Here is a 22,358-nt window from a genome sequence, read left to right on the forward strand (position 1 = left end):
GATGCCCCTGCGCCCTTCCAACCTAGTAAGGCACGAACTGATCGGGTTGGAAGTGGAAATCGTGGAGAGCAGGGACCCGGGCTTGAGGGGACTGAAGGGGAAGGTGGTGGATGAGACGAAGAACATGCTTAAAATAAGGGTAGGGGGAAAGGTAAAAAGCGTGCCCAAGTCTATAGTCTGTTTGAAGTTCATCCTGCCGGGGGGAGAAGAAGTGGAAGTGGAAGGAAGGAGGCTGGTGGCCAGGCCCGAGGAGAGGGTGAGGAAGGTATGAGGAGCGTCCTAGGCGTTAAGCCACCGGAGAAATCCTGTTCCGATCCGCGCTGCCCTTTCCACGGAAGTCTTTCGGTCAGGGGAAAGGTGCTGGAGGGAACAGTGGTGAGCGACAAGAGGGCAAAGACCGTGACGGTGGAAATCCCGAGGGTCCAAAAGGTGAGGAAGTACGAAAGGTTCGAAAAGAGGACCTCCAAAATCCATGCCCATAATCCCCCCTGCATCAACGCCAGGATGGGGGATAGGGTGAAGATAGCCGAATGCAGGAGGCTGAGCAAAACCAAGGCCTTCGTGGTGATAGAAAAAATGGAGGGTGGTTGAGATGGGGAAGAGGACAGGAGGCATCATGGCCACAGGCATGGTTTCGCCCGTGCGAGCCCTTCCCATAGGCGCCAGGCTGACCTGTGCAGATAACACGGGGGCCAAAGAGATCCAGATCATCTCGGTGGTGGGATTGAAAGGAACGAGGAGGAGGTTGGTCTCGGCCGGGGTGGGGGACCAAGTGGTGGCTTCCGTCAAGAAAGGAACTCCCGAACTCAGAAAGCAAATCGTGCGCGCCGTGGTGATAAGACAGAAGAAACCATACCTAAGGGCGGATGGGATCAGGATCAAGTTCGAGGATAACGCTGCCGCCATCATCACTCCAGACGGCTCACCGAAGGGCTCGGAGATCAGGGGGCCCATAGCCAAAGAAGCTGCCGAACGCTGGCCCAAACTGGCAGGAATAGCCACGATGGTGGTTTGAATGGTCAGCAAAAAACCAGGAAAGCAGAGGCTGAGGCTCTACACCCTTCCCCTCCACCGCAGACATGTCCTCCTCTCCGCCACCCTCAGCCCGGAACTGAGGAAGAAGTATGGCAGGAGATCCCTTCCCGTGAGGAAGGGGGATAGGGTGAGGATCATGAGGGGCGATTTCAAGAAGCTGGAAGGGGAGGTCTTGAAAGTGGATAGGAAGAAGGTAGCTGTGATAGTGGAAGGGGCTACCGTGAGGAAGGCGGATGGAACGGAAGTTCCAAGGAAGATCCATCCCTCCAACCTCATGATCGTGAAACTGGCTCAAGACAAGAAGAGGGAAAAAGCCCTCTCCAGGTCGGGATCTCAAAAAGCATCAACAAAACGCTAATTTTTTTAAAAAAAACTTGAAAGAAAACAGGGAAACATGAAACAAAGAGGGATAGCACCCGTTTTGCTAGCAGTGATAGTGGGACTCGCGGTAGCAGCGGTAGCAGTGGTCGCGGGAACCGCGGTACTGAAGAGGGGTGGTGGGGAAACAGGTGTACCAGTCTATTCCGGGTCCAAAAAGACCCCCATGCCCCCGTACTTCGTTGGACACCTTTGGTACATGGAAGTAGAGGGAATCACCATCCACACCTACTTCGTGGAGGGGAAAACTGCGAGCGAGATCCTGGATTGGTACCGGAGGGAAATGACTGAGAAGGGATACGAGAACTACGGGGCGTTCATGGGAGTCCTTCCCATACCGCCCTATGGTTCTTTCGAGTGGGGATGGATGGCGTTCAGGAAAGGGAATAGAGCGGTGGTGGTGGGTGCCTTCAGCGGGACCACGGGAGGTCAGACGGGATGCTGGTACGCCGTGGCGGAGGGACCGCTGGATAAGCTGATGCCACCTGGAGCACCTGGAGGAGGTCGGGAGCAGCTCCCCGGCTCCGACCAGGTGAGCGGTGTCGAGCCCATCAGCAGGTACCCAGGATCGATAATGCTATGGCATGAAACCTCAGGACCCTGGCCGGACCGAATCTCGATTATTTACGGAAGCTCGGAAAACCAACACCGCGTTATAGGGAGTTGGTTCAAAACCCAGCTCACAGGGGCGGGATGGAGCATATTGGATGAAAGCGAAAGTGGAGAAAGAGTCGTCCTATGGCTCAGGAAAGGGGAGAACGAGGTGGGCCTCTACATATATCCTCCCGACGAAGAGAGGGCCTATTCCAGGATAGAAGTGGTTTTCGACTGCTGGAGGATCCCTGCAGGCGATCTCAAGCAAGCGAGGAGCGAGCCCGTCCAGAGGTATCCGGGAGCGGTGGTAATAGAATACTTCGACATGGTCATGGCAGGAATGAAGAACATCTCCATCAGTTACGTCAGCAGCTCGGGGGCGGACACGGTCTTCAACTGGTACCTGAGCTCCCTGCCCCAGCAGGGATGGCAAATCCTCACCTACTCCCCCAGCGAACGGGGTCTCTCCGCCAACAGAGGAAGTGAAACGCTGACGGTGAATGTCTCCCCCAACGAAAGGCAATACACGGAGATAGAAGTAGCATACTGGGGACCCGCATAAACCCCTTCTTTTTTTCTTTTTTAAAGCAAACGGATAAGAGGGAGCAGGCCCTAGAGGGAAGATGCGCATAGACCTGCACACCCACTCCCTCCTGAGCGATGGAAAGGTCCTGCCGGTGGAGCTGGCCAGGAGGGCGGAGGCCATGGGGCATGGGGTCCTCGCCATCACAGACCACGCCGATCCCTCCAACTTGGAGAGGCTCGTCCCCTCCCTGCTGAGGGCGGCCGAGGAGGTCAACAGGAACATGGAAATCAGGCTCGTGCCCGGAGTGGAGCTAACCCATCTCCCTCCCCAAAGCATAGGGAGGATGGCCAGACTGGCCAGGAAGCTTGGGGCGGCTTTGGTGGTGGTGCATGGGGAAAGTCCAGTGGAACCCGTTCCACCCGGGACCAACGAAGCGGCCATCGAGTGCGGGGAGGTGGACCTGCTCGCCCACCCTGGCTTCATAAGGAAAGAACTGGCGGAGAAGGCTGCCGAGAGGGGGATCTACCTGGAGCTCACCTCGAGGAGGGGACACTCCCTCACCAATGGCTGGGTGGCGAAGGTTGCCCTCAGGGTGGGATGCAAGCTGCTGGTGAACACGGATGCCCACGAGCCCGAAGAACTCCTCACCCAGGAGGATGCAAGGAAAGTGGCCATGGGGGCAGGACTGGAGGGTGAAGAAGCTCGGATGACGGTGGAGGAAAACCCGAAAGAACTTCTGAAGAGGTTGGGGTATTGAAGTTCTCTGAAAGGGTCAGGGAGTTCCTGGAGGCCGGAAGGGCCTACCCCTATGCGGGAGAATACGGGAGGAGGAAGGGACTGGTGAACCTCGCCTCCAACGAAAGCCCCTTCGGTCCCTCCCCCCTCGTCCTGAGGGCCCTCAGGAAAGCCCTCCCCTCCATCGGCCTTTACCCCGATCCCCGTCAAGAAGGGCTGAGGGCGGCCATAGGGAAATACGTGGGATTGGGGAAGGAAGAGGTGCTGCTGGGCAACGGTTCCGACGAGCTCATGGATCTCCTCTGCAGGGGCTTCCTCGACCCCGGCGATCGTGTTCTCATCCCCCTTCCCACCTTCAGCTTCTACGAGATCGGCGTGAGGCTGAGCGGAGGGATCCCCGTTTTCTACGAGGGAAAAAACATGGAATGGGATCCGGCCGAGCTGGCCTCCGCTTGCAGGGGGGCTAAGATGGTCTTCTTGGGAAGACCGAACAACCCGACGGGTGGATGCCTGGAAGAGGAAGGGGTGAAGGGTTTGCTGGAGACCGGAGCCCTCGTAGTCGTCGATGAGGCCTACGTGGAGTTCTCCTCGAAGGGCTCTTTGGCCGGGTGGATAAGGAAATGGAAAAATCTGGTGGTGCTGAGGACTTTCTCCAAAGCGTTCGGACTGGCGGGCTTGAGGGTGGGCTATCTGCTCGCCGGACCTGAGGTGGTTTCGGTGCTGGAGAGGTTGCGCCAGCCCTTCAACGTGAACCGATTGGCCCAGGTAGCAGCGGAAACTGCCCTGAAGGACCGGAAATACCTCAGGAAGGTGGTGGAGGAGGTGAGGAAGGAAAGGGAGCTCCTGAGGGAAGGTCTGCTCTCCCTCGGGTTGGGTGTTCTTCCCTCGGAGGCGAACTTCCTCATGGTAAACACCTCCCCATGGAAGATGGGGGGAGGGGAACTCTGTAGAAAACTTTACGGGAAGGGGATCCTGATAAGGGACCTCTCGGGCTTCAGGGGGGCTGGAAAGGAATGGGTGAGGATAACGGTGGGAAGAAAGGAAGAAAATAAAAGACTACTAGAAACGCTAAGGAAGGTGAGAGGATGAGGGAAGCCAAACTCAGGATGAGTGTTCCCAAGGGGCATCTGGAAGAACCCACCGTCAGGCTCCTCCAGAACTCCGGCATAGGGGTGGTGGGAAGGGACGGCAGGCAACTCTTCTGCCGGACCCATGATCCGGACCTTGAGCTGGTGTTCGTAAGGGCGGAAGACATCCCCGATTTCGTGGCCGAGGGGGCCACCGATCTGGGCATCACGGGATACGACCTAGTATGCGAAAGCCAGAAGGAAAACGAGGTGGTGGAGTTGCTCGACCTGGGATATGGTCGCACCAGGATGGTGATAGCCTCACCCGAGGGATCCGAAATAAGTTCTCCCTCCGATTACCGACCGGGACTGAGGGTGGCCACGGAGTTTCCCAACCTCACCCGCCGGTACTTTTCCCAAAAGGGAGTGGAGGTGGAGGTGGTGAACCTCACGGGGGCTGCGGAAATCGCCCCCCTAATAGGAGTGGCCGATCTGATCGTGGATGTGACGAGCACGGGCACCACCCTCCGAACCCACCGCCTCAGGGTGGTGGACACCATCCTAGAGAGCACGGCCAGGCTCATAGCCAACAGGAGAAGCTTGGAGGAGAAAGGCGAGAAAATAGAGGAGATAAGGACTGCCCTGAAGAGCGCCACGGAAGCTGAGGGAAGGAAGCTGATCCTCTTAAATCTCCCCGAGGACAGGCTGGAAGAGGTAAAGAGGATCCTGCCGGGCATGGCGGGTCCCACCGTTTCCAGGGTGGAGGCAAAGGAACCCATGCTCGCCGTTCAGGCCGTGGTCAAGGAATCGGAAGTGTATAAGGTGGTAAAGGAACTCAAAAAGGTTGGTGGAAGGGATATTCTCGTCCTCCCCATCGAACGCGTCCTTCCCTAGGTGCTACCTTGCTGGTGATTCCCAGCGTGGACATCCTCAAGGGAGAATGCGTGAGGCTGAGGAGGGGTAGGGAGGAGGAGAAGAAGGTTTACGGTGATCCCCTCGTCTGGGCCAGGAAGTGGGAAGAGGAAGGGGCGAACCTCCTCCACGTGGTGGACTTGGATGCTGCCTTGGGGAAGGGAAATAACAGGGAAACCGTCCTCAGGATTCTCGGGGAAAGAAGGGCCAGGGTGCAGGTGGGAGGGGGGGTGAGGACCATCCGAGTGGCCGAGGAATACGTGGAGAGGGGGGCTTCGAGGGTGGTGGTGGGGACCTCGGCGGTGAAGGATCCTGGGTTCGTGAGGGAATTGGTGGAAAGGCTGGGTGGCGAAAGGGTGGTGGTGGCGCTGGATTCCAGAGGTGGAAAGGTGGTGGTGGGTGGATGGAAGGAGGAAACGGGAAGAGACGTGGTGGAGGTGGCTAGGGAAATGGAGGAAATGGGAGTGGGCTGTCTCCTTTATACGGAAGTGGAGGCTGACGGTACCCTTTGTGGAATAGGGGAGAAGGTGGGAGAAATCCTCTCCAAGATAAGGCTGCCCGTTCTCCTCTCGGGAGGGGTGCGCTCGCTGGAAGATGTGAGGAAAGCCAAGGAAGCCGGGGCGGCAGGATTAATCATCGGAACCGCCTTGTACGAAGGTAGGTTCACGTTGAGGGAAGCCATGGAGGTGGCCGAATGAGGAAGTGCAGGCTGGGGAGGAAGACCGAAGAGACAGAGGTAACGGTTTACCTCGATCTGGATGGGAAGGGAAGGGCGGAGGTGGAAACGGGAATAAAGTTTTTGGACCACCTCCTTTCTCACCTGGCCAAGCACTCCGGCTTCGACCTCAGGGTGAAGGCTAGGGGAGACATGGAGCACCACGTGGCGGAGGATGTGATGATCGTGCTGGGACAATGCCTGGAAAAAGCGCTTGGGAAAAAGGAAGGAATAAGGAGGATGGGGGACGCCATCGTACCCATGGATGAAACGCTGGTGATGGTCTCCGTTGACCTGAGCGGGAGGGGATATTCTTCCGTGGAAATGAAACTCAGATCCAAGAAGGTGGAGGACCTGGATGCCGACCTCCTGGAACACCTCCTCCAAACCCTAGCCCAGAACGGGAAGTTCAACCTCCACGTGAAGGTGCTGAGGGGGAGGAACGACCACCACAAAGCCGAGGCGGTCTTCAAAGCGCTGGGGCTTGCCCTGGGGGAGGCCTGCAGTAGGAGGGGGAGGGGAATACCCAGCACGAAGGGTGTGCTCTCTTGAAGCTCTTGGACTTGAAGGGGAAGCCCAGTGCCCTAGAGCTCAGGGAGAGGGGGCCCCTTTGGAAAGCCGTGCTCAAGAAGGTGGAGAGGATCGTGGAAGAGGTGAGGAAGGATGGAGACAGGGCCCTCCTGAGGCTCACCCTGCGCTACGATGGGGTAAAACTCAGGAGGGAGGACCTGAAGGTGGAAGAAGGGGAAATCTCCTCGGCCTATAGGGAGGTTGAACCGAAAACTTTGCGCTCGCTGGAAAGGGCTGCCGAGGTCCTGGAGAGATACCATCAAAGGCAACTCCCAAGGAGCTGGTCCATTTCCACCCTTCCCGGCATAAAGGCCGGGCAACTCTTCCTCCCGCTGGATTGCGTGGGGGCCTACGTGCCCGGGGGTCTGGCCCCCTATCCTTCCACCGCCCTCCACCTCCTCGTCCCGGCGAGGGTGGCGGGAGTGAGGAAGAGGGTGGTCTGTACCCCTCCCGGTCCCGGGGGGAAGGTCAACCCCCTCATCCTGGTAGCGGTGGATCTGGCTGGGGGAGGGGAGATCTACAGGGTGGGTGGAGCCCAAGCCATAGCGGCGATGGCCCTGGGAACGGAAACCGTGCCCAAGGTGGAGAAGATAGTGGGTCCGGGAAACCTGTACGTGACCGCCGCCAAGCTCCTCCTCTCCTCCGAGGTGGGCATCGATTTCGCAGCGGGCCCCACCGAGCTGGCAGTGGTGGCCGATGCCTCCGCCGATCCTTCCCTCTTGGCCTGGGATCTGTTGGCCCAAGCGGAACACGATCCCCAGACCAAGCTCTGGCTTCTTACCCCAGAAAGGGAGCTGGTGAAAAGGGTGGAGGAGGAGGTGGGGGAAGCGCTGAAAACCCTCCCCAGGAAGAAAGTGGTGGAGAGGGCCCTGGAAAGGGGGAGGGTGGTGATAACGGGGGATCTGGAAGAGGCAGTGGAGGTGGCCAACCTCCTCGCCCCTGAACACCTCCAACTGGCCGTGAGGAACCCGAGGAAATGGCTGAGAAAGGTGAGGTGCGCCGGGACCATCCTCCTGGGACAGAAGACCCCTCCCGCGGCCGGGGATTTCGCCGTGGGGCCCAGCCACGTGCTCCCCACCATGGGGGTTGCCCGATGGAGGGCGGGTCTCACCGTTTACGATTTCCTCAGGTGTCCCAGTGTTCAAGAGGTGAGCGGGAGGGGACTCAGGGAAGTGGTGGCCGTGGCGGAAAAGCTGGCGGAAGCGGAAGGTCTTTATGCCCATGCCGAGAGCCTGAGGAGGCGTCTGGAATGAGGCTGAAACCGGAACATGTGGAGGAGGTTCTCAAGGAGCTGAACTTCAGGGAAGGACTGGTGACGGCGGTAGTACAGGACGAAAGAACCGGGGAAGTGCTGATGGTGGCCCATCAGGACCCGGAGGCGGTGAGGAAAACCCTCACCACGGGACTGATGCATTACTGGAGCCGTTCGAGGAAAAAGTTGTGGTTGAAGGGGGAAAGTTCCGGTCATATACAGCGCCTGAAGGGGGTGAGGGTAGACTGCGATGGCGATTCCCTCCTTTATAGGGTCGAACAAGTGGGCGGGGCCTGTCATGAGGGCTATCGCACCTGCTTCTTCAGGGGACTCAGGGGAGGAAAACTGGTGGAGGTGGGGAAGAGGATCTTCGACCCGGAAAAGATTTACGGGGAGGAGAAAAAGCGGGGAAAGGCGGTGGGATGAAGTACGTGGTCGTGGTGGGGGACGGGATGGCTGACCATCCCGTGCGCAAGCTGGGTGGGAAGACACCCTTGGAAGTGGCCCACAAACCCAACCTCGATTCCCTTTGCAGGAGGGGGAGGATGGGGATGCTCAAAACCGTACCCAACGGGATGCCCCCCGGTTCGGACGTGGCTAACCTCTCCATCCTGGGCTATAGGCCCGAGACCTGCTACACCGGAAGGGGCCCCCTGGAAGCCGCCGACTTGGGGGTGAAGCTGGGACCCAACGACGTGGCCTTCAGGTGCAACCTCATCACCGAAAGGGAGGGGAGGATGTACGATTACTCCGCCGGCCATATCAGCACCGAAGAAGCCGCGGAACTCCTGAAGGAACTGGGGCGCAGGTTCAGGATGGGAGAGTTCCATGTGGGGATCACCTACCGTCATGTATTCGTCCTCAGGAATTGCGATCCCAAACTGGAAACGGATCCCCCCCACGAAATCCCGGGGGAACCCATTTCCCAGCACCTCATCAGACCCCCCAACGATACCCTAGCCAAAAAACTCAACCGCATGATGCTGGAGTCCAAAAAAATCCTCTCCGAACATCCTGTCAACATGGCCAGGGAAATGCAGGGAAAGAATCCGGCCAACATGATCTGGTTGTGGAGCCAGGGGGGGAGGCCGAGGTTGCAGGAGTTCAAGAGGAAGTACGGATTGAAGGCAGCCCTCATCTCAGCCGTCCCTCTCATCCGTGGAATAGGGATCTACACGAACATGACGGTGATCAGGGTGCCGGGTGCCACGGGTTATTTCGACACGAACTACGAAGGGAAAGCCCTCTACGCCCTGAAGGCCCTCGAAACCCACGATTTCGTTTACGTACACGTGGAAGCACCTGATGAGGCAGGACATGAAGGAAACCTGGAGATGAAGATAAAGGCGATAGAGGATCTGGACCGCAGGCTCCTAGGCCCTCTCCTTGACGGTCTGCCCGAAGATTGTAGAATAGCCATCCTCCCGGACCATCCCACACCGATAGAGGTCAAAACGCATGTGGCCGAACCCGTACCCTTCCTCATCCACGGCCCGGGCCTGAAAGGGGATGGGATGGACTTCTGCGAGAAGAGCGGGTCCAGGGGATCGTTTGGATTCCTGGAAGGGGAGCAATTCTTCAAAAGCTTCCTGGTCTCTAGGTAATTCACCCCTCTCTTTCCAGCACCTCTATGATGGCATCCGCCATTTCCTTCGTTCCGACCGCCGAGGGATCGGAGGGATCAGGTTTCAGGTCGTAGGTAACCCTTTTCCCCTCCTCTATCACCCTTGCCACCGCCCTCTCCAATCTGGAAGCCGCTTCCCTTTCTCCCAAATGGTGAAGCATCATCACCCCACTGAGGATGGCGGCAGTGGGATTCACCTTGTTCTTTCCGGCGTATTTGGGGGCGCTCCCGTGGACGGGTTCGAAAACCGCCCCCCTCTCCCCCACGTTGGCACTCGGAACCATTCCCAGTCCACCCACCAGTCCCGCACACAGGTCGGAGAGGAGGTCCCCGTAGAGATTGGGACACACGATGACATCGTAAAGCTCCGGTTTCTGGACCAGCTGCATACACATGTTATCCACGATCCTATCCTCGAACTCTATGTCGGGATATTCCTCGGCCACCCTTCTAGCGGTTTCCAGGAAGAGACCGTCGGAGAACTTGAGGATGTTGGCCTTGTGTACGGCTGTGACCTTTTTCCTCCCGTTCTTCCTCGCGTACTCGAAGGCAAACCTCACTATTCTCTCCGAGGCCCTTTCGGAGATGGACTTGAGGCTCACCCCGGAGTCCTCCCTCAGGGAAACCCCCTTGGATCTCCTCAAGAACTCCAGCAGCTGCCTCGTTTCTTCCTTCCCCCTCTCGAACTCCACCCCTATGTACAGGTCCTCCGTGTTCTCCCTTATCACCACCAGATCCACCCCCTCATACCTGCTCCTCACCCCCCTGTACCATCGACAGGGTCTGATGTTGGCGTAGAGGTCCAAGAGCTGCCTGAGGGCCACGTTCACGCTCCTGAAGCCTTTCCCCACGGGTGTGGTGATGGGTCCCTTGAGGGCCACTCCCGTCCTCCTCACGGATTCCAGTACTTCCTCCGGAAGGGGAGTGCCCTTTTCCTCCATGGCCTTCTCCCCCGCCTCCACCCTCTCCCACTCTATTCTCACCCCCGTGGCCTCGATACACCTGCGTGCCGCCTCCGTGACCTCCGGACCTATCCCGTCCCCGGGGATGAGGGTGACGCGATGAACCATCTTCAGACCTCGAACCCAACCTTTCTCGCCAGCTGCCTGAACTCCTCGTCCCTGAGGGGCATCCTCCTGTTCCCGTTTACGAACTTCTCCCTGATGATCCCAACCAGCTGCTCCAACCTAGGATCCTTCTCCTCCACGGGCTTCCCGAGTATTTCCTGCAGCCTCAGCCTTATTCCATGTTTGCCCGATCTCTTTCCTATGACGATGGTCCTGCGCTGCCCCACCAGCTCTGGGGGGAAAGGTTCGTAGGTCAAAGGGAGGGCGGAAATCCCCTGGAGGTGAATCCCCGATTCGTGGGCGAAGGCCGCATCCCCCACGATGGCCTTGTTGATGGGGAGATGGTAACCCGTGACGGAGGAGAAGAAGAGGGCCAACTCCCTGAGGGGTGCAAAATTCCACTTCTTGATGTCGTGGTGGAGGTAGCAGTTGAGCATGACCTTCTCCGTCTCGGCATTCCCTGCCCTGTCCCCCACCCCGAGGAAGGTCGTGCTCACATAGATCTTTTCGTAGAGTCCCGAGGCTGCCCTCACCGCTGCCATCGTGTTCTCCACCGCATTACCCAAATCGTCGTGGGCGTGGATTTCCACATAGGGGATTTTGGTTTCCCTCCTGATGTGTCTGATCTTGGCGGGGATACCGTTGGGGAGGGTGGCAAGGGGGTCGGAGAGGCCCACTCCCACCGTGTCGCAGATGCGGTAAACGGTTGCTCCCGCTTCCGCCACTTCGTTGATGAAGAGCCTCTCGAATTCCCAATCGGCCCTGGTGCTGTCCTCACCATGCACGAAAACCGTAAGACCATGCTCCACCGCATAGGAAACCGTCTCCACCACCTTCTCCAGCAGCTGGAGGGGGGTTTGTTCCCATTTCTCGAAGTGGATGTAGGAAACCGGATGGGAGATCCCCACCTGCTCGAATCCCAGTGAAATGGCCATGTCCACGTCCTCCTTGGAAGCCCTGCACCAGGCCGCCATGATGTCGCCCAGGCCCTCGTCCCTCATCAGCCTTATGGCCTGCTGATCCGTCTTCGTGAAGGTCATCACCTCCAGCCTCTCCACACCTATTTCCCTGAGAAGACAGGCGATGCGGCAGGTCTCCTCTGGCTTCGGCGTGATCATCCCCGCCATCTGCAATCCCTCCCTCAGGGTGGTATCGTCCACCACCACGTCCACGTTGAGGGGAACGGGACGATAAACCAGCCTTCTCAGCTGCTCCCACTTCTCCCCATCGAAATGGGGGGAAGAGAGCTCCCTCAGAAGCGAGATTTCCTCCAACCTTTTCTTCTGGAAGGGATCGTGCATCTTCGTGAACTCCATACGGGGGATTGACGTTCTCTTCTCTAATTAACTTTTCGAAATCCTTCCACCCTCAGCTTGGCGGGCCTATCCAGCTCTCCCTCCACCAAGAAGTCGACCCCCACCATTTCCTCCACCAGCTCCACGTTGGTGAGGGCGTGGAGGGTGAGACGTGTACTCCAAATTTCCGACCTCCCCCTCGCAAGGGCCAGGTAGGGAATTAGCTGATCCGTGAGGTATCTGTCCACCGCATGACCCGTCCTCAGCTCCTCCAGGAGCTGCTCGGCCGCCTCCTTCCCCACCCTTTCAGCGGGTTTCCCCGGCTTTCCCAGGGAGCTGCTCCCAAGGATCCCCCCCTCCGAGGTGAGGGCCCAAAGAACGATGCCGCTTCCCGGTCCTAACCCCTCCGAGACCTCCGTCCTTATCCTAGCCCCATAGCCCTCCCTGAGCAGGCGCAGCTTGGCGGCGTGGGCCTGCCTGCTGGCCACATGGGGGGGCAGACCCACGCAGTGGGAGATGCCTTCCACCCTCTCCACCCTCCCCGCAAGGGTGAGCGTGAGGGGCTTGAGCTCCCCTGCCGGTTGGGTCCTCGCCACCACTCTCCCCCCTCCCTTCGGATAGTGTCCCCTCTGGAGGCACTCCAGCTCCACCCTGTATCCCATCCTCGCCAGCATCGGGAGGGTCACGTGCTTGAAGTAGTCGACAGGTGGGGCGAGCGGATTGTCCGTCCCTCCCCTTATCTCCACCTCCGCGGGCTCCCGGGCGAAGGCCAGGGGTGGCAGGAGGACCTGCAGGATGAGCATGGTGCTTCCAGCCGTCCCTATGTCGAACCTGTACTTTCCACCCACGACCTCACCCGGCTCGAAGTAGATCTCCGTGGAGTTCAGTTCCGCGCCCTTCACCCTTGCCCCGCATATTTCCGCCAGCGCTTCCACACCCTTCAGATGCTGGGGTTGCAGGCCGGGCTTCTTGCGCTTGAGCCTGATGTTGTAAACCCTCACCGGCCTACCCATCACCGTCGCCAAGGCGAGGGCGGTACGGAGAACCGCCCCCCCTCCCTCTCCCCTCGACCCATCGATTTCCAGAGGTTCCATTAGAAACCCACTTCCCTTCTCCGTTATAGCTTTTCGGTGGGTTTACGAGGATAAGGGATGGATCTCCGCTCGAGGGTTCTCGAACTCACTTCCCTCATCCCGAAGGGAAAGGTAACCACCTACTCGGAGCTGGCGAGGGCAGCCGGGGCTCCGGGGGCTTCCAGGGCGGTGGGAAGGATCCTCTCCCGCAACCCGCATCCAGTGAAGATCCCATGCCACAGGGTGGTGAGGTCTGACGGAAGGATTGGGGGATACCTCTTGGGGGTGAAGAGGAAGGTGGAGCTCCTGAGAAAGGAAGGGGTGGAAGTGAAGGGAGGGAAGGTGGACCTGAAGAAATTCATGTTCAGGTTTTCCTAGGTCCCAGGAGACGGTCCGTTTTAGAAAGGTCCCTCAGCCTCCCCACCCCATCTATTTCCTCGATCACCTTCACCACTGCCGGAGGGACCAGGTGCTCCCATTTCTTCCCCCTGATCATGCGCTCCCTGATCCTCGTTCCCATGTACTCCCTCCTGTTGTAGAGGGGCGGCGTCCTGACCTCGTAGCCGGCCTCCCTGAAAAGCCTCCCCACGAGGGGGTTTCCCGTGTAAACCACGGAAAAGGGAGGGGAGAAGGAAACGACGTGAGAGACCCAGAGGGCATTGTTGTTGATGTCCGGAATGGGGACGATGTGGACCCTTGCCATCCCTATTCCCTCCTCCACCAGCGATCTTCCGAGCATGAGCATCCTCTCCCCAGCCGTGAAAGGGTTCTCCAGCGTGTGGCTCTCCTGGGCACTCCCTATCCCCACGATCAGTTCATCCACCTCCTTCAGGATTTGCTTGAAGATCTCCAGATGTCCCTTGTGGGGAGGTTGAAAACGTCCTATGAAAAGCGCCCTCTTCACCATCCTCTCTCTATTCCTCTGTTCCCACCCCTTTTATTCCTCCCCTCCGAAAGAAAGAGGAGAACATGCAGATGAAGGAGGCCAGAAAGGGGAGGTCCACTCCGGAGATGAGGGCGGTGGCCAGGGACGAGGGTCTTCCCCTCTCGAGGGTGATAAGGGGGGTGGCGGAGGGCAGGATCGTCATACCCCACAATCCCCAGAGAAAGGAAAGGGTCCATCCGAAGGGAATAGGGGAGGGTCTGAGGGTGAAGGTGAACGCCAACGTGGGTTCCTCCCCCGATTACGTGAAGGTGGAGGAGGAGGTGGAAAAGGCCAAGGTTGCCCAGGAGTACGGTGCGGACACCGTGATGGACCTGAGCATAGGCGGGGACCTCGATCTGATAAGGAGGAGGATCCTGAGGGAGGTAAGCCTGCCCGTGGGAACGGTACCGATCTACCAGGCCGGGATAGAGGCCTCAAAAAGGGGAAGCCTGCTGGACATGACCTCCGACGACATGTTCAATGCCATAAGGAGACACGCGAAGGACGGGGTGGACTTCGTGACGGTCCACTGCGGTGTGACGAAGGAGGTGGTGGAGAAACTGGGAGGTAAGAGGGTCCTGGGGATAGTGAGCAGGGGAGGGGCCTTCCTGAGCGCCTGGATCCTCAAGAGGGGGGAGGAGAATCCCCTCTACAAAGAGTTCGATTACCTCCTGGAACTCGCCTCCGAATTCGACCTCGTCCTGAGCCTGGGTGACGGACTGAGGCCCGGGAGCATAGGGGATGCCTCCGATTACTTCCAGCTGTACGAACTCATGACCCTCGGCAGACTGGTGAAGAGGGCCAGGGAGAAGGGGGTCCAGACGATGGTGGAGGGGCCAGGACATCTGCCCCTCGACCAGGTTGAGTGGAACGTGAAGCTGGAAAAAGCCGTGTGCGGGGGCGCCCCCTTCTACGTGCTGGGACCGGTGGTTACAGATGTGGCCCCGGGATACGATCACCTCGTGGGGGCGATAGGTGGGGCGGTTGCGGGTATGGCCGGGGCCGACTTCCTCTGTTACGTCACCCCCTCCGAGCACCTCTGTCTACCCTCCGTGGAAGATGTGAGGGAAGGGGTGATAGCCATGAAGATCGCCGCCCACGTGGCGGATGTGGCGAGGGGTATAGACCTGGAAAGGGAGCTGGAGATGGGAAAGGCTAGGAGGGATCTCGACTGGGAAAAACAGTTCAAGCTCTCCCTCTATCCCGAAAGGGCTAGGAAGATCAGGAGCGAGAGACCACCGAGGGTCGATCCCAACACCTGCAGCATGTGCTCGAAATTCTGCGTCATCAAGTTCCTGGGGGAAGTGCTGCAGGGGAAGGCCTGAAGCTCAACCACCCAAGACTTCCGCCAGCTTCTCGAACATCTCCTCTATGTCCCGGAGCGTGATGTACCCCATGTTCCCTATCCTGAAAGTCTTCTCCTTCAGTCTCCCGTAACCCTGGGCAAGCTCTACCCCCTTCTCCCTCATCCTCCGGTAGATCTCGAGCCCGCTCAGATGGGAAGGGGCATTGACGCAGAAGATGGTGGGGCTGGTGTACTCCTCCTCCGTGAAGAGGTTGAGACCCAAGTCCCTAATCCCCCTCAGGATCCTTTCCGCCCTCTCCCTGTATTCCTCGAAATACCTCTTCTTCCCCTTCTCCTCTATCATCCTCAAGACGCGGTTGAGTGCGAGGATCAGGGGGATGGGTGGGGTAACGGGGGTCTCGTCCTTTTCCTGGGAGCGTTCGTATCTCTCGAAGTCGAAGTACCAGCCCTTGTTCACCATCGTCCTGGACCTAGCCATGGCTTCCTCGGAGACCCAAACCACCGCCATGCCTGGGGGAAGACCGAGGCATTTCTGGGAGCCGGCAAAGCATACGTCCAGACCCAGTTCATCGGGAGAAAACTCCACGCCACCGAAAGCACTCACGGCGTCCACCAGGAGGAGCTTTCCATGCTCCTTTACCACCTCGGAGAGCTCGGGGAGGGGATTGAGGAGACCCAGACTCGTCTCGCAGTAAGTAATGGTCACGGCCTCCACGTCGGGATGTTTGCGAAGTTCCTCGTCCAGCCGTTCGGGAAGGGCTGGCTTCCCAAGCTCCGTCTGGAGGACTATGACCTCCCTCCCGTTGGTCTCAGCCACCTTCGCGTACCTCTCCCCAAACTCACCCGCCACCACGCAGAGGACCTTCTTCTTCACGCAGTTCCTGATGGAGGCCTCCATCGCCCCCGTACTCGAGCTGGCGAAGAGGAAGACCCTCTGCTCGGTATCCAGGAACCATTTCAGTCTCCTCACGGTGTCGCGATGGAGACGGTGGTATTCCTCACTCCTATGACTGAACATCTGCCTGCCCATTTCTTCGAGCACTTCCGGGTAACAGGCCACCGGACCAGCCGTGAAGAGCTTCACGGGTATCCCTCTTAAAGGGAAAAAGGGTATTAAAAGGATGGGGCCGTGGGGTAGCTTGGCTAGCCTACCAGCTTGGGGTGCTGGCGACCTGGGTTCAAATCCCGGCGGCCCCACCAAACCTGCTGCAGGTCCAACTGTTGAAATCACATCCTCCAGGCCCTCTCCCGTAGCCTAGTCACCTTAGGGGTCCAACCGCGAAGGGAGTGGCAAAGGCAACACGCACTCCCCCAAGATCTCCCGGCGAAGGTCGGGCATACCTGGACCGGCTCAGGAGCCCTCTCCGCGGGAGCTCAGCACATCCGGCGACCCAGGACCTCCCCCTGATCCCGAATCCGCAGGCATGCGTTCGTCCCCACCGTCCCCAAAGCACCTATTTACCTACGACGGTTCCTTTCAGCCTTCCACCCTGTCCTCAGCTCCTCCAAAAGTCCGGGATTCGCCTCCTCAAGGATTTGCTCCACCAAGTGCCTGATGACCTCCCCCTCTATCGGCCTGAAGCAATGGTCGCAACTAAGAGCGTACTCCCGTCCGAAGTAGAGGTTCTCAAGCACGGATTCTCCTTCCTCAGCTTTCCACTTGGCCTTCACCCTCACCAAGAGTTCGGGGTTGGACCCTACCAGAATTCTATCGATTATGTATCGAACGAGATCCTCAGGCACACCCGCCGTGCAAACTGGACAAAAAAGGGAGATCTTTCCAGTGTAGAGTCCAACAAGCCAGGAAAAGTACTCTTCCTCTCCCTTCCTCCCGGCCCTCATTTCTTCCAGCATCCCCGGATTGGCATCCAACAGGATCCGCTCCACCAACCACCTGAGCTTTTCCTTTCTCACTTCCTCTCCGCACTCGGGACACGGAAGGGAAAACTCACCAGACCATATCCTCCAAACCTTCATCTTCCTCACCTTCCTCATCCATGCGGAACATCAACATCTCGAGCTCGTGTACCAGCATCCGCAAACGTCCCTCCCACCAGTTTCTCCTCCTCCTGAGCGTGCTTATGCTCTCGGGCCTATCGCGGATGGCCAGGTACTTGGCCAACACCAGGTCGTACGTGGGGAGCTTTTCACCCCCCTTCACCTGCACGCAAAAGCGCTCCCTTCCGTCCGGAGAAAGGACCTCACCGCTTTTCGTGAGCAGGTACTCCCTCCCGTTCGCCGCCTTCACCAAGATCTTCCCCTCACTCAGAAGCTTTTCCGTCAGTTCCTCCCCCAGCACTTCCCTGAGCGTACGCAGCGCCCTTTCCTCGGCCTCCTTCTTGGATGAGAGGATGAACCTGGCCAGCTCCCAGGCCCTTTCAGGAGTGAGCTCCCAGAAGCCCAGCAAGCAGACCCTGATCCACCCCTCCAGTTCCCTCCAGTCCACCTCGAAGTCCCCCAAGAAGATTTTCCCATCCCTCACCTCCAAGATGCCGATGGGCAGGGAGCGATGCTCCAGCTCGAAGAGGCCTTCCATTCCCCTCTCGAGGTCCTCGGGGGAGGGATTCCGCTTCAGTCTCCTGCGGAACCCCTCCATATAGAGTCTGAGCCTCCCCTCCATCCTTGCCTTTCTCAGCCCTTCCAGAAAGTATTGCAGCTCCCCTACGGAGTGGTATTCCCGTCCATCCCGGAAGTACCTTGGCCCCCCTGGACCATACAGATGTATCTCCCCGACTTCCTCGACCTCCCGTGCCAAGGCGACCCTCCCCGCTCAGCCCCCCGTCACGCGGGGAACCAGCAGGAGCTCCACCTCAACGGCACCCTTCCCGCTCTCCTCCTCCACCGCGTCCCTCACGGCTTCGAGGTTCTCTCCCAGCAGTCGCGTTCCCTCCCCGGTTTTGATGGCCACCTGGTATCCATCCTCGAGTTCTGGTTGCAGACGGTCCCACAGCTCCTGCTCGGTGCATGCCAGACAGGTGTCTCCCGAGGCCCCCAACTTCCTGATCACCACCTTCATCCTTCATCCCTCCTTTTTTGTTAGAAGGAATTCCTTCTCCGGTAATAAGCGATGGAAGAAGGGAGTTCACCCGCAAAAAAGTTCATCTCCCGGTCCGAGCGCCCCCGCTCGAACCTCATGGACCTGTAGAACTCGCGAAATTCTTCGGTCTGGTAATAGATCTCCTCCCCCTTCGCGGTGACCTGATATCTGCGCGGGTAGCCCTCGAGGACTTCCACCCATCCCCTCACAACCATGAGCTCCAGGATCCGGCGCATCCTGTCCCGGCGCTGGTGGCTCCTCACTCCATACCTCATCAGCTGGTAGAGGGTGAAGGGCCCCTCATCCTTCCTAAGAACCATGTACTCCAGCAACTCCAGTGCAGTGCACTCGGCCGGGAGATACTTGGTCCTACCCCCTCCTTTCTTCAAGGGAATCCCCCGTCTATTTAGGGGACCCATACTTTTATACGTTTCGGTAATCCCTAATCGTAAGGATTTTCCTAACTTTTTTAAGGAGGGAGGAAGCAGTTGGAAAGGGAATGCCCGAGATAAGTCCCTTCGCGAGCGTGGGGGTCTCGAACGTCTTCTTCAAGATGGTGCTAGGGGAAAACACGCCCAAGGCGATAGCGGAGGCCCTGGGGACCAAGCCCTCCACCGTGGTGGAGCACCTGCGCAGGCTGCAGGAGATGGGAGTGGTGAGGCTAGGGAAGAAGGAGGGGAAGTACCAGCATTACGAAATCGACTGGGGGAAGCTCGCAAAATCCTTCCTCAGGCACTCCTACACCCTTTCCCTGCTGAGGGTGGGTGGAAAGAGCGAGGAGCTGAGGGAGATGGAGGGGGTGGCGGAGGAGCTGGGGAAGATGGAGGAGTTCAGGGAGCTCCTGCGCCTCTATTTCGTGGAACTCGCCAAAAACATGGAGGAAGGGAAGTATCCCAGGCGCACCATCTGGGGGGCCATCTACGGGTTCGAGGATTCGCTCGAGATCCTTCCCTCCCTGAAGGGAAGGCTGGGGGAGAAGGGGAGGAAGCTGACGAACCTGCTGGAGAGATGGGAGAGGAGCGCCAGGGAATTCAGATCCAGGGGACCCGCCTCGGCCTTCGAGAAGGCGATGCTCGAGCTCGGGAGGACTTGAGGGCGGGAAGGGCTGGGGCTAAAACTTCCGCCCTTCCTCCTACCAACTCATCCACCTCATCCCCCAACAAATATTCCCTTTCCCACAGGGCCTTCGCCACTTCTTCCAGCCTCCTCCTACCCAACCCCTTCAAGATCTGCCTGGTTTTGGTCAGGCAGGCCCTTCTGAACTCCTTCGCCTTGGCGTAAATCTCCTCCCTTTCCGACTCGGGGGTGGGCTTGAGGGCTCCGAAGGTCCCGCTCAAATCCTCCAGCGCCGGAATGTCATAGTTGGTGCATGTGTCCCTCTCCATGAAGTACTCGAGCGAGATTTCCGTGGCCTCTGCCGTGTCTTGGGGTTCGTCGAGCGTGGGGCTTCCCAACACCATCTCTTCAGCCGCCTTTCCGGCCAACAGGATGCAGACCCTCTTTTCGTACACCTCCGGACCATGGGGACCAGGACCCCAGCAGGGCAGGGTACAACCCTTCCTGTAGTTCCTGGCCGGTACCACCACCAACCTCACGCCTACACCCAGCACCTTGGACACAACGGCATGCCCGGTCTCGTGGACACAGGTTGCCCACCTCTCCTCCTCGTTCTTCCAGCTCCCCTCCGGTGCCCCCATCACCTCCCTAACGAGGGCGGAGATCAGGTGTTTGGTCCTCACCTCTTTCTCCCCGGCCAGCGTGGCCTGCAGATGGGCCTCCTCCACCATTTCCTCTATGGCCGAAGGTTTGAGTTCGGGGAGGGCATTGGCCAACCTTTCCAAGTCCACCCCAACGGTGGGTTTTTTGGAGAGGTAGTACTCGAGGATCTCCTTCCTCCCTTCCTCGTCAAGGGTGAATTCCACGATCCTGGAAAGCCTCCCGGCCCTCGTGAGGGCTTCGGGCAAAAGGGAAAGGGAGTTGGTGCAGGCCACCACGAAGACACCTTGGGGCCTCCCCTTGATCCCGTCCAGCTCGGAGAGAAGAGTCGTATAAACGGGAGAGGCCACGAGCATGCCCCTATCCTCCCTCGCCTTCTTGTCCAGGAGGGAGAGGAGCTCTTCGAAATGGAGGAGGATTATCCTTCCTTCCCTCTCGTGGTATTCCCTAGCTAGGGAAAAGAGCGAAACGATGTCCTCCGTGGTCCACTCGTCCCCACACCTGGGGAAGCGTGTTCCATCCACGAGCTTCGCCCCGCTCTCGGTGGCCAGGATCCTCGCTGAAAGGGTCTTTCCCATTCCAGGGGGGCCACTGAAGATCACCCCAACCGGAAGCCTGTATTCCCTTTCCCGGAGCTCTTTGTACCTGCGGAGAAGGGAGATGAGTTCTGAGAGCTCCCTGGACACATGGGGCATCCCCTTGAGCTGCTCCAGCCTGGCCGGATCGAAGTTTTCCCCCTCGAAGTACTCCCTCCTGCGCCTCTCGAGGGTCATCGGAGGAGGAGGGAAACACGAGGACTTTAAAGTTGGAGGAAAACTTTTCCGTCAAGATGGTGGGAAGACGTTTATCCCTCGAAGCCTGATATATCCACATGGTCCAAGGGGACACCAGGAGGGTCCCAGGCTGGGACAACGCCCCCGTCCCCATCTGCCACGGGGGGGACCTAAGGGCCCTCACGTTCTGCTGCCATCCCGATTATCCCCTGACCTTCTCAGCCATCTGCCTCAGGGAGAAGGCTCTGAAGGAGGCAGGGCTCCCCTCCGGGAAATACGTGGAGATCAAGGACTGGTTCTCCGAACAAGTGGGCTGGGATTCCCCGGACGTGTGCTTCGGCTCCCTCTCCTACTGCTGCATGAGGAGGAGGGGATGCCCCGGGGAAAGGGACCGCGTCCTCATGGAACTCTATGGCAGACCCTTCGAGAGGGCCCTGGAGGAGTACTTCCTGAGGAAAAGGATCTTGGCCGTACACCTCCTCCGAGAAGCCTCCAACCAGGGTGCCGTGGGGAGGCTTGTGGAAAGGGAGATCAGGGACCTCTCGCGGATTGAAAGAGGGGACCTGATTTCCCTCCTCCGCCTGAAACCCCCCTGACCCTCCGGGACAAAAGTTTTCATCCATCCTTTATTACCGGGCGCTAAGAGTCTGCTCGATGAAGGAAACCTTGGCCACCCTCCTCACCACCTCAACCCTGGCAGTGATCACCGCCATGTTCTGGCCCGAGTGCACACTCCTGTGGGCCATTCCTGCGGCGGTGATGCTGGGGATAGTGGCGGCCTCAAAGAAATCGGGAAAAAGATAAGCGGGAAAACCGGGCGAATCGGTCCTGACCGAAACCCGCCAGTTTGATCCAGACGCGATTCACGGTGACTCCTTTACCCGGTCCTGGGAAAGAGGGATGATGGAGCTCCTGAGGGAGTTCGACCCCTGGAGGGATCCCCTCTGTACCTGTCCACCCAAGCTCTCCCTCAATCCCTACACGGGCTGCTCCCACGCCTGTCTTTACTGCTACATCACCTCCTACATCCCGCGCGGGTTCGAGTGCCGGCCCAAGAAGGACCTCCTGCGCAGACTGGAGAGGGAGGTGGAAAAGCTGGAGGGAAGGCCCCTGATTTCCATGTGCAACAGCAGCGATCCCTACCCACCCATGGAGAGGGAACTCCTGCTCACCAGGGGGTGTCTGGAAAGGTTGGTGGGAAGGGCGAGGGTACTCCTCGTAACCAAGTCGGATCTGGTGGTAAGGGACTTGGATCTCCTCTCCCGCCTTCCCTGCGCCGTGAGCATGACCCTCACCACCCTCAGGCCCGGGCTTGCCCGCAGGCTGGAGCCGGGCGCCCCTCCCCCGGAGAGGAGGCTGAAAGCCCTGAGGGAGCTGTCCGATGCCGGCGTGCCCGTGAGCGTGAGGTTGGACCCCATCATCCCCGGTCTGAACGAGGCTGAAATCCAAACCATCGTAGAGGCGGCTGCTTCGGTGGGAGTAAAACATGTGACCTCCTCCACCTTCAAACCGAGGGCGGACAGCTGGGAAAGGATGAGGAGGGGCTTCCCCAACCTCTTCCCCTACCTGAGGGAACTCTATTCCAAGGGGGAGAGGAGGAAGAGGAGCCTCTACCTCCCGAGCGAAATGAGGAGGGAACTCATGGGGAGGGTAAGGGAGGCCTGTCTTTCCCTCGGTCTGACCTTCTCCACCTGCAGGGAGGGCTTTCCCGAACTCCAAACTTCTGAGAGTTGCGACGGGAGCCACTTGATAAAATGA

Annotated in this window: 29 protein-coding genes and 1 tRNA gene; 20 read left to right on the plus strand and 10 right to left on the minus strand. The window is 58.9% G+C overall.

Translation table 11 applies throughout. The annotated features are described in order from the left end of the window. Position 1: 1 nt before the first annotated feature. From QXG22_02960 to QXG22_03020, 13 genes are all read left to right on the plus strand, one after another. Entirely contained in the window at positions 2-271 is a 270-nt protein-coding gene (locus QXG22_02960) for a ribonuclease P protein component 1 (GenBank protein MEM0358957.1), read from the plus strand. Beyond that, positions 268-591, plus strand: a complete 324-nt coding sequence (locus QXG22_02965) for a 30S ribosomal protein S17 (protein ID MEM0358958.1) — start codon at positions 268-270, stop codon at positions 589-591. Before QXG22_02960 ends, QXG22_02965 begins: the two co-directional genes overlap by 4 nt. 1 nt (position 592) lies before the next feature. Then, positions 593-1,015 carry a 50S ribosomal protein L14 gene (locus QXG22_02970; GenBank protein ID MEM0358959.1) on the plus strand — a complete coding sequence of 141 codons (423 nt, stop codon included), beginning with the start codon at positions 593-595 and terminating at the stop codon, positions 1,013-1,015. After that, positions 1,016-1,393 carry a 50S ribosomal protein L24 gene (gene rplX, locus QXG22_02975; protein MEM0358960.1) on the plus strand — a complete coding sequence of 126 codons (378 nt, stop codon included), beginning with the start codon at positions 1,016-1,018 and terminating at the stop codon, positions 1,391-1,393. It begins immediately after the preceding gene. A 36-nt stretch (positions 1,394-1,429) separates the two neighbouring features. Continuing rightward, the gene (locus tag QXG22_02980) at positions 1,430-2,569 is read left to right on the plus strand and encodes a hypothetical protein (protein MEM0358961.1); all 1,140 of its coding nucleotides are present in this window, start codon (positions 1,430-1,432) and stop codon (positions 2,567-2,569) included. 61 nt (positions 2,570-2,630) lie between these two features. Further along, a complete protein-coding gene (locus tag QXG22_02985) occupies positions 2,631-3,290 on the plus strand; it encodes a histidinol phosphate phosphatase domain-containing protein (protein ID MEM0358962.1) in 660 nt (219 codons plus the stop codon). Next, positions 3,287-4,357 carry a histidinol-phosphate transaminase gene (gene hisC / locus QXG22_02990; GenBank protein MEM0358963.1) on the plus strand — a complete coding sequence of 357 codons (1,071 nt, stop codon included), beginning with the start codon at positions 3,287-3,289 and terminating at the stop codon, positions 4,355-4,357. Before QXG22_02985 ends, hisC begins: the two co-directional genes overlap by 4 nt. Next, positions 4,354-5,229: an ATP phosphoribosyltransferase gene (hisG, locus tag QXG22_02995; GenBank protein ID MEM0358964.1), complete on the plus strand. Its 876-nt coding sequence runs from the start codon at positions 4,354-4,356 to the stop codon at positions 5,227-5,229. Before hisC ends, hisG begins: the two co-directional genes overlap by 4 nt. Before the next feature lie 14 nt (positions 5,230-5,243). Then, positions 5,244-5,945 carry a 1-(5-phosphoribosyl)-5-[(5-phosphoribosylamino)methylideneamino]imidazole-4-carboxamide isomerase gene (hisA, locus tag QXG22_03000; protein MEM0358965.1) on the plus strand — a complete coding sequence of 234 codons (702 nt, stop codon included), beginning with the start codon at positions 5,244-5,246 and terminating at the stop codon, positions 5,943-5,945. Further along, a complete protein-coding gene (gene hisB / locus QXG22_03005) occupies positions 5,942-6,514 on the plus strand; it encodes an imidazoleglycerol-phosphate dehydratase HisB (protein MEM0358966.1) in 573 nt (190 codons plus the stop codon). Before hisA ends, hisB begins: the two co-directional genes overlap by 4 nt. After that, on the plus strand, positions 6,511-7,785 hold the full coding sequence (gene hisD / locus QXG22_03010) for a histidinol dehydrogenase (GenBank protein MEM0358967.1): 1,275 nt from the start codon (positions 6,511-6,513) through the stop codon (positions 7,783-7,785). The genes hisB and hisD overlap by 4 nt, the downstream gene beginning before the upstream one ends. Next, complete coding sequence (gene hisI / locus QXG22_03015) at positions 7,782-8,210, plus strand: phosphoribosyl-AMP cyclohydrolase (GenBank protein MEM0358968.1); 429 nt, start codon at positions 7,782-7,784, stop codon at positions 8,208-8,210. The genes hisD and hisI overlap by 4 nt, the downstream gene beginning before the upstream one ends. Next, the gene (locus tag QXG22_03020) at positions 8,207-9,388 is read left to right on the plus strand and encodes a cofactor-independent phosphoglycerate mutase (protein ID MEM0358969.1); all 1,182 of its coding nucleotides are present in this window, start codon (positions 8,207-8,209) and stop codon (positions 9,386-9,388) included. The genes hisI and QXG22_03020 overlap by 4 nt, the downstream gene beginning before the upstream one ends. 1 nt (position 9,389) lies before the next feature. Here the strand turns inward: QXG22_03020 and QXG22_03025 are convergent, their stop codons facing one another. Genes QXG22_03025 through rtcA form a run of 3 tightly spaced genes read right to left on the minus strand, consistent with a single transcriptional unit; the run spans position 9,390 to position 12,864 of the window. Continuing rightward, positions 9,390-10,478 carry an isocitrate/isopropylmalate dehydrogenase family protein gene (locus tag QXG22_03025; protein MEM0358970.1) on the minus strand — a complete coding sequence of 363 codons (1,089 nt, stop codon included), beginning with the start codon at positions 10,476-10,478 and terminating at the stop codon, positions 9,390-9,392. Positions 10,479-10,480: 2 nt separating this feature from the next. Further along, positions 10,481-11,791, minus strand: a complete 1,311-nt coding sequence (locus tag QXG22_03030) for a hypothetical protein (GenBank protein ID MEM0358971.1) — start codon at positions 11,789-11,791, stop codon at positions 10,481-10,483. A 23-nt stretch (positions 11,792-11,814) separates the two neighbouring features. Further along, complete coding sequence (gene rtcA / locus QXG22_03035; GenBank protein ID MEM0358972.1) at positions 11,815-12,864, minus strand: RNA 3'-terminal phosphate cyclase; 1,050 nt, start codon at positions 12,862-12,864, stop codon at positions 11,815-11,817. 57 nt (positions 12,865-12,921) lie between these two features. On the opposite strand from rtcA, the gene QXG22_03040 reads away from it, so the two are divergent. Beyond that, the gene (locus QXG22_03040) at positions 12,922-13,221 is read left to right on the plus strand and encodes an MGMT family protein (GenBank protein MEM0358973.1); all 300 of its coding nucleotides are present in this window, start codon (positions 12,922-12,924) and stop codon (positions 13,219-13,221) included. Here QXG22_03040 and QXG22_03045 read toward each other — a convergent pair. Next, on the minus strand, positions 13,208-13,750 hold the full coding sequence (locus QXG22_03045; protein ID MEM0358974.1) for a nicotinamide-nucleotide adenylyltransferase: 543 nt from the start codon (positions 13,748-13,750) through the stop codon (positions 13,208-13,210). The two genes, QXG22_03040 and QXG22_03045, sit on opposite strands and share 14 nt — an antisense overlap. Positions 13,751-13,812: 62 nt before the next feature. Between QXG22_03045 and thiC the strand changes: the two genes are divergently transcribed. After that, positions 13,813-15,093, plus strand: coding sequence for a phosphomethylpyrimidine synthase ThiC (thiC, locus tag QXG22_03050; protein MEM0358975.1), 1,281 nt, complete (start codon positions 13,813-13,815; stop codon positions 15,091-15,093). A gap of 3 nt (positions 15,094-15,096) precedes the next feature. Here the strand turns inward: thiC and QXG22_03055 are convergent, their stop codons facing one another. Continuing rightward, entirely contained in the window at positions 15,097-16,158 is a 1,062-nt protein-coding gene (locus QXG22_03055) for an alanine--glyoxylate aminotransferase family protein (GenBank protein MEM0358976.1), read from the minus strand. A 39-nt stretch (positions 16,159-16,197) separates the two neighbouring features. Between QXG22_03055 and QXG22_03060 the strand changes: the two genes are divergently transcribed. Next, positions 16,198-16,274: transfer RNA gene (locus QXG22_03060), tRNA-Pro, on the plus strand. 258 nt (positions 16,275-16,532) lie between these two features. On the opposite strand, the gene QXG22_03065 is transcribed toward QXG22_03060, so the two are convergent. The 4 genes from QXG22_03065 to QXG22_03080 are packed head-to-tail and all read right to left on the minus strand — an operon-like array spanning position 16,533 to position 18,500. Further along, positions 16,533-17,069, minus strand: coding sequence for a hypothetical protein (locus QXG22_03065; GenBank protein ID MEM0358977.1), 537 nt, complete (start codon positions 17,067-17,069; stop codon positions 16,533-16,535). Then, on the minus strand, positions 17,023-17,829 hold the full coding sequence (locus QXG22_03070; GenBank protein ID MEM0358978.1) for a hypothetical protein: 807 nt from the start codon (positions 17,827-17,829) through the stop codon (positions 17,023-17,025). Before QXG22_03070 ends, QXG22_03065 begins: the two co-directional genes overlap by 47 nt. Before the next feature lie 15 nt (positions 17,830-17,844). Further along, on the minus strand, positions 17,845-18,090 hold the full coding sequence (locus QXG22_03075; protein ID MEM0358979.1) for a hypothetical protein: 246 nt from the start codon (positions 18,088-18,090) through the stop codon (positions 17,845-17,847). A 20-nt stretch (positions 18,091-18,110) separates the two neighbouring features. After that, positions 18,111-18,500 carry a hypothetical protein gene (locus QXG22_03080; GenBank protein ID MEM0358980.1) on the minus strand — a complete coding sequence of 130 codons (390 nt, stop codon included), beginning with the start codon at positions 18,498-18,500 and terminating at the stop codon, positions 18,111-18,113. A gap of 110 nt (positions 18,501-18,610) precedes the next feature. Between QXG22_03080 and QXG22_03085 the strand changes: the two genes are divergently transcribed. Continuing rightward, positions 18,611-19,204, plus strand: coding sequence for an ArsR family transcriptional regulator (locus tag QXG22_03085; GenBank protein ID MEM0358981.1), 594 nt, complete (start codon positions 18,611-18,613; stop codon positions 19,202-19,204). Here the strand turns inward: QXG22_03085 and QXG22_03090 are convergent. Further along, positions 19,143-20,600, minus strand: coding sequence for an AAA family ATPase (locus QXG22_03090; GenBank protein ID MEM0358982.1), 1,458 nt, complete (start codon positions 20,598-20,600; stop codon positions 19,143-19,145). The two genes, QXG22_03085 and QXG22_03090, sit on opposite strands and share 62 nt — an antisense overlap. Positions 20,601-20,698: 98 nt before the next feature. On the opposite strand from QXG22_03090, the gene QXG22_03095 reads away from it, so the two are divergent. The 3 genes from QXG22_03095 to QXG22_03105 all read left to right on the plus strand — a co-directional run bounded on the left by QXG22_03095 (position 20,699) and on the right by QXG22_03105 (position 22,358). Further along, positions 20,699-21,196: a hypothetical protein gene (locus tag QXG22_03095; GenBank protein ID MEM0358983.1), complete on the plus strand. Its 498-nt coding sequence runs from the start codon at positions 20,699-20,701 to the stop codon at positions 21,194-21,196. A gap of 58 nt (positions 21,197-21,254) precedes the next feature. Further along, the gene (locus QXG22_03100; protein MEM0358984.1) at positions 21,255-21,404 is read left to right on the plus strand and encodes a hypothetical protein; all 150 of its coding nucleotides are present in this window, start codon (positions 21,255-21,257) and stop codon (positions 21,402-21,404) included. Between the two features lie 99 nt (positions 21,405-21,503). Further along, positions 21,504-22,358 (plus strand): radical SAM protein, encoded by an 855-nt coding sequence (locus tag QXG22_03105; GenBank protein MEM0358985.1) that lies wholly within the window; start codon positions 21,504-21,506, stop codon positions 22,356-22,358.

The organism is Candidatus Hadarchaeales archaeon (assembly GCA_038736355.1).
Classification (GTDB): Archaea; Hadarchaeota; Hadarchaeia; order Hadarchaeales; family WYZ-LMO6; genus WYZ-LMO6.

What these genes read in the sequence shown, in the direction of transcription:
- QXG22_02960 (MEM0358957.1), top strand. Translation starts at nt 2, where the DNA reads ATGCCCCTGCGCCCTTCCAACCTAGTAAGGCACGAACTGATCGGGTTG.
- QXG22_02965 (MEM0358958.1), top strand. Translation starts at nt 268, where the DNA reads ATGAGGAGCGTCCTAGGCGTTAAGCCACCGGAGAAATCCTGTTCCGAT.
- QXG22_02970 (MEM0358959.1), top strand. Translation starts at nt 593, where the DNA reads ATGGGGAAGAGGACAGGAGGCATCATGGCCACAGGCATGGTTTCGCCC.
- rplX (MEM0358960.1), top strand. Translation starts at nt 1,016, where the DNA reads ATGGTCAGCAAAAAACCAGGAAAGCAGAGGCTGAGGCTCTACACCCTT.
- QXG22_02980 (MEM0358961.1), top strand. Translation starts at nt 1,430, where the DNA reads ATGAAACAAAGAGGGATAGCACCCGTTTTGCTAGCAGTGATAGTGGGA.
- QXG22_02985 (MEM0358962.1), top strand. Translation starts at nt 2,631, where the DNA reads ATGCGCATAGACCTGCACACCCACTCCCTCCTGAGCGATGGAAAGGTC.
- hisG (MEM0358964.1), top strand. Translation starts at nt 4,354, where the DNA reads ATGAGGGAAGCCAAACTCAGGATGAGTGTTCCCAAGGGGCATCTGGAA.
- hisB (MEM0358966.1), top strand. Translation starts at nt 5,942, where the DNA reads ATGAGGAAGTGCAGGCTGGGGAGGAAGACCGAAGAGACAGAGGTAACG.
- hisI (MEM0358968.1), top strand. Translation starts at nt 7,782, where the DNA reads ATGAGGCTGAAACCGGAACATGTGGAGGAGGTTCTCAAGGAGCTGAAC.
- QXG22_03020 (MEM0358969.1), top strand. Translation starts at nt 8,207, where the DNA reads ATGAAGTACGTGGTCGTGGTGGGGGACGGGATGGCTGACCATCCCGTG.
- QXG22_03025 (MEM0358970.1), bottom strand. Translation starts at nt 10,478, where the DNA reads ATGGTTCATCGCGTCACCCTCATCCCCGGGGACGGGATAGGTCCGGAG.
- QXG22_03030 (MEM0358971.1), bottom strand. Translation starts at nt 11,791, where the DNA reads ATGGAGTTCACGAAGATGCACGATCCCTTCCAGAAGAAAAGGTTGGAG.
- rtcA (MEM0358972.1), bottom strand. Translation starts at nt 12,864, where the DNA reads ATGGAACCTCTGGAAATCGATGGGTCGAGGGGAGAGGGAGGGGGGGCG.
- QXG22_03040 (MEM0358973.1), top strand. Translation starts at nt 12,922, where the DNA reads ATGGATCTCCGCTCGAGGGTTCTCGAACTCACTTCCCTCATCCCGAAG.
- QXG22_03045 (MEM0358974.1), bottom strand. Translation starts at nt 13,750, where the DNA reads ATGGTGAAGAGGGCGCTTTTCATAGGACGTTTTCAACCTCCCCACAAG.
- thiC (MEM0358975.1), top strand. Translation starts at nt 13,813, where the DNA reads ATGCAGATGAAGGAGGCCAGAAAGGGGAGGTCCACTCCGGAGATGAGG.
- QXG22_03065 (MEM0358977.1), bottom strand. Translation starts at nt 17,069, where the DNA reads ATGAGGAAGGTGAGGAAGATGAAGGTTTGGAGGATATGGTCTGGTGAG.
- QXG22_03075 (MEM0358979.1), bottom strand. Translation starts at nt 18,090, where the DNA reads ATGAAGGTGGTGATCAGGAAGTTGGGGGCCTCGGGAGACACCTGTCTG.
- QXG22_03085 (MEM0358981.1), top strand. Translation starts at nt 18,611, where the DNA reads ATGCCCGAGATAAGTCCCTTCGCGAGCGTGGGGGTCTCGAACGTCTTC.
- QXG22_03090 (MEM0358982.1), bottom strand. Translation starts at nt 20,600, where the DNA reads ATGACCCTCGAGAGGCGCAGGAGGGAGTACTTCGAGGGGGAAAACTTC.
- QXG22_03095 (MEM0358983.1), top strand. Translation starts at nt 20,699, where the DNA reads ATGGTCCAAGGGGACACCAGGAGGGTCCCAGGCTGGGACAACGCCCCC.
- QXG22_03100 (MEM0358984.1), top strand. Translation starts at nt 21,255, where the DNA reads ATGAAGGAAACCTTGGCCACCCTCCTCACCACCTCAACCCTGGCAGTG.
- QXG22_03105 (MEM0358985.1), top strand. Translation starts at nt 21,504, where the DNA reads ATGGAGCTCCTGAGGGAGTTCGACCCCTGGAGGGATCCCCTCTGTACC.